This is a genomic window from uncultured Thomasclavelia sp. (genome assembly GCF_944324745.1).
In the GTDB taxonomy this organism is placed as follows: domain Bacteria; phylum Bacillota_I; class Bacilli_A; order Erysipelotrichales; family Coprobacillaceae; genus Thomasclavelia.
Window position 1 is genome coordinate 1 of sequence record NZ_CALUXO010000097.1, and the last position, 3919, is coordinate 3919.

The 3919-nt window shown below is 36.3% G+C and carries 6 protein-coding genes; all 6 read right to left on the reverse strand.

Annotated features, from left to right (window positions below; genetic code table 11):
* A partial coding sequence (locus Q0K54_RS13810) for a S24/S26 family peptidase (protein WP_374011466.1) occupies window positions 1-222 on the reverse strand: 222 nt, incomplete at its 3' end.
* Entirely contained in the window at window positions 215-1336 is a 1122-nt protein-coding gene (locus Q0K54_RS13655; RefSeq protein ID WP_308698949.1) for a radical SAM protein, read from the reverse strand. The genes Q0K54_RS13655 and Q0K54_RS13810, both read right to left, overlap by 8 nt.
* A 61-nt stretch (window positions 1337-1397) precedes the next feature.
* Window positions 1398-1787, reverse strand: a complete 390-nt coding sequence (locus tag Q0K54_RS13660; protein ID WP_294582068.1) for a hypothetical protein — start codon at window positions 1785-1787, stop codon at window positions 1398-1400.
* Window positions 1774-2124 carry a PqqD family protein gene (locus tag Q0K54_RS13665; RefSeq protein WP_294582070.1) on the reverse strand — a complete coding sequence of 117 codons (351 nt, stop codon included), beginning with the start codon at window positions 2122-2124 and terminating at the stop codon, window positions 1774-1776. Before Q0K54_RS13665 ends, Q0K54_RS13660 begins: the two co-directional genes overlap by 14 nt.
* Window positions 2125-2190: 66 nt before the next feature.
* Window positions 2191-3057: a hypothetical protein gene (locus Q0K54_RS13670; protein WP_294582073.1), complete on the reverse strand. Its 867-nt coding sequence runs from the start codon at window positions 3055-3057 to the stop codon at window positions 2191-2193.
* A gap of 14 nt (window positions 3058-3071) precedes the next feature.
* Window positions 3072-3919 (reverse strand): nucleotidyltransferase family protein (locus Q0K54_RS13675; RefSeq protein WP_294582074.1); only part of this gene is annotated, 848 nt, incomplete at its 5' end.

Below are 3919 nucleotides of genomic sequence, written 5' to 3' on the forward strand. Positions count from 1 at the left end.
CTTATAGATCCGATGGACGACATACTGTCCATTGTTTCTTTGAAAGAAGGCGATATCGCCTTTTTTCAGTTTCCTTTCCGGTCTTTTAAAATAGATAGTATCTCGTTCATGGACCACGAATGGTGCCATCGAACTGCCCAGCACCCTCATGTTTACTTCTTTTCCTTCATCGATCACTGTTCTTAATATATCGATGTATTCTCTGGTACCTAGTCTACTCATCTTTCATCTTCTCTAGTTCCTCTTTCATATATTGAATTGAATGTTTTGCATACTGACACAGATACTCGGGTACTCCTTTATAGCTTCCGGTTTCCAGCTTGGCATAGGCCGGACAGATATTGCAGTAGTTTCTCAAATGGCATTGACTGCATTTATTGCTTCCAGTTATCTGTTTAGTCTGGTTTACTAATTCATGCCATGAATTGATGAAACCATGTTCAAACACATCGATATTTGGTTCATCCATAACAACACATGGTCTTAGCTGCCCTTGCCAGTTTACTGTAAATGAACACTTGCCAGCTTTGCATTTCATTTTAAATGGCCTGTCTTCACCACTGTCGGTATTTTCAATCCGCTCGAGTTCAAATCTGCATGATGCTTTGAATACTTCATCGCCCATTTCCTGACGCAACACATGTATCCTGTTTTTAGCTGCCATTTTAGGATCCATCCGACTTTGAAAAGCAAATGGTCTTTTCCTTTCTCTGGTTCCTGGACACATGTAGGTATCAATTCTTACTGGTACATCCAATTTATTTCCGATATCCAGGATGCCATCAGCACACTTTGCATTGGCTTTGGTTAAACTTCCATTGATTTTGACATGGATTCCAGCTTCTTTTAGGGTTTTGATAGCATTAACTGCCTGTTCAAATCCAACTTTATGATGACACAGTTTTTCATAGGCTTCTTCACTGTCACCATACAGTGTAATATTGATCCTCCTTGGCTTGTGATGGCTAAAAAAATCAAGCCATGATCTATCAAGCAGGGTTCCATTGGTATTTACTGTAATTACCATTCCCATTTCCATTAGCTTCAGATACAGTTCCCTGAACCAGGGATATAACAGCGGTTCCCCACCAGTAAGCAGTACGAACAGTACCCCTGATTCCTTCATTTCCTTAGCCAGCATAATCCATTCTTCCAGGTTTCTTAATCTTCCCTGATTTTCCATCTCCGATTTGCTCAAACGAACATAGCACATGTCACAATTCATATTGCAAAGCGGTGTCAGTTCCAATACTCCATATATCGGTATCATCATTTCATAAGCCCTGGCAAACAGCTTTCTTTCTATCATGTTTTCATATTCGATTTCATATTCCATAACTAACCTCTATTAAAAAGGCAGGGAGATCTTTATCTCCTTACCCTTTGGATATTTTCTTTTATGATTTAGCTGTAGGCCAAGTATTTTGATTTAGATTGGTTGTACAGTGAATGTTCTTACCATCCGGTCCACGCCAAATAATTACTTTTTTAACCCAATCTCCACCAGTTATTCCATCCCAACCAGTTACATACCAACCTTCGATAAAATCATCACCTACCTGTGTTACATGTTCTTTACCACAAGCATGATAACCTGTTCCCATCCACTTATCACCTTCAAATGGTTCAAATTCATCATCACCATCACTATAAAAAACAGTACCTAAAACTCCACCCATAGCATCACATTTAAAGATATATTCATTATTGGTATCACCACAGGCTGCCACAAATTCATTTGGAGTAAAATGTTCCACATTTAATACCGGCTTTTTATAACTTTTCATCTTTCTTTTCTTCCTTTCCTCTTGCAACTATAAATATCAACTGATTCCTTATTCCTTTGTCTATAAATTCTTCGATATCTCTTTCAACATTCTGTCCTTCTGTATCATACTCACTCTTTACTGCTTCTACGAGCTGACTGAATGTCTTTGGTCTTGACAAAGTTTTATAAAGAAACAGCCCCAATTCATTTAGTTCGGCTATACCATTGAATTCTGGTAAAATAGTTCCATTGTCTAAATGAATCGTTCCGGTATTTACTGGAACAAGCATATGGGTTCCTGCAATCTCTCTTGTCGCAAATCCTTCTCTGGCTATAAATTTTATTTCTTTATCCATTCTCTTCTCCCTTCAGTTTCTTCTTTCTGGAAGTTATCCTGTTTCCAGTAAATACCTCCCCTGGATTTATCCAGCTTTCATTTTTTCCCTTATAGGCCCCACCTCCTTTAGAAAGCTGTCTAATACATCTACTGCTTCTTCACTGATGGTACAGCTTAGATTGATGATCGGTATCTTAGCTATCAGCTTGTCGATAAAGCTTAATGCATTATCTAAATATCCCTGATTATGATAATTGATCGTTATCTCCTGAATCAGTCTTTTGGTCTTCTCGATATTTGATAACTCTCTGATTTCATTTATTGGTCCCTGATCTAACATTACTATGGCTTTCAATGGATATCTTTCATTATGACAGATTTCTGATGATCCACAGATCGGCCACCCATTGGCATAGAATTTTCCCTCTTCATATGTAAGCAATGTCCGATCTCCATTGATGATCCTGATATCCCGATACTTTTTCCATAGATCGGCCTGAGTGCTCTTTCCCGTTCCACTTGGGGCACTGAATAATATTGCTTCATCTTTATAAACAATATAGCTGCTATGTAAAACATAGCAGTTATGTTCATTCATCCTTCTTTCTAGTGACAATAATGAATTGAAAACAGTATCGATTTTCAGGTATTTTTGGTAATTTTGATTGAACTGTATTTCAGTATTATTTTTATCTATCTCTTTACATCTTCCATAAAACTGATTATCTCCTGGTAAACTTAGATATCTTGTTTCCAGTTCATCTTCGATCTTGATCAGGATCCCTGGCTTATTTACTGTAAAGTTTTCATCTGATAGTACTATCTTATCAGCCATCTTAATTTGATAATGATAGTCAGCTATACCTGTTTTTTTGAATTTTGATAAATTAAAAGGCATCATCTCTCCACTGATACCTTCTATTTCAAATTTAAACTCTCCTATCTTATACATGTTCATTGCCTCTTCTACTTGATTACCTTATACTTCCTTAACAGCTCAACTCTCTGTTTCCCTACTTCTATCGTCTTTTGACTTTCTGATGATGAATGATTCTTTTTATAATTTACTATCCTTGATATATAGGCTACCGGTAATAATATTGGATATCTATCTAGATATTCATACTTCCCTTTCATCTCTTTCATTGGTGGAAAGATACTTTTTAATACATTTGTCTTTCCATCACTGATCGTATTTAAGGTCATTGTCGCTGAATGGATCCTTTCATTGCTTGACTGTCCAAATACTCCCGCTTCCATGATATCTTTAAGCAGATCTTCATAATCGGTATCTTCGATATCTTCTGGTACCTTTATCTTTGTATAGTCCAGTTCCAGATAATCATGTGCTAAAGCAAGTAGATTGATTACTAAGGTATAAATATTCAATTCTTTCAGTATCTGATAAAGTTTGTCCCAGTTGATCATTTCTCCATATGCTTCACTATACATCACGATATCCAGTAACTGTCTTATTCCTACTCCTCCATGAAAGAAGTGTTTGACTAGATGCAGGATCAAAAATAAAAGATGTTGATCGTAATTCAATGAATATACATCAACACCTTCTATATTATGTCTGATACATTTATTAAAGGCATCTTCAAAATACTTTTGATAATTTCCATATGCTTTCGATTCCATAGAAAAAAGAGCTGTATGCAGCTCTATCGATAATCCGGACATTGGATCTATGAATGTTGTCACATCTTCTTTTTTGGATATTACCTGAAAATTGTTTTCTATAAATATCTCACTTACTGCTCCCATATCCTTATCTCTTACATAGAGATCTTCATCATTGGAATTACGAT

Bases quoted from the DNA above. Each gene is read 5' to 3' on its own strand.
- Q0K54_RS13655 (WP_308698949.1), bottom strand. From the start codon at position 1,336: ATGGAATATGAAATCGAATATGAAAACATGATAGAAAGAAAGCTGTTT.
- Q0K54_RS13660 (WP_294582068.1), bottom strand. From the start codon at position 1,787: ATGAAAAGTTATAAAAAGCCGGTATTAAATGTGGAACATTTTACTCCA.
- Q0K54_RS13665 (WP_294582070.1), bottom strand. From the start codon at position 2,124: ATGGATAAAGAAATAAAATTTATAGCCAGAGAAGGATTTGCGACAAGA.
- Q0K54_RS13670 (WP_294582073.1), bottom strand. From the start codon at position 3,057: ATGTATAAGATAGGAGAGTTTAAATTTGAAATAGAAGGTATCAGTGGA.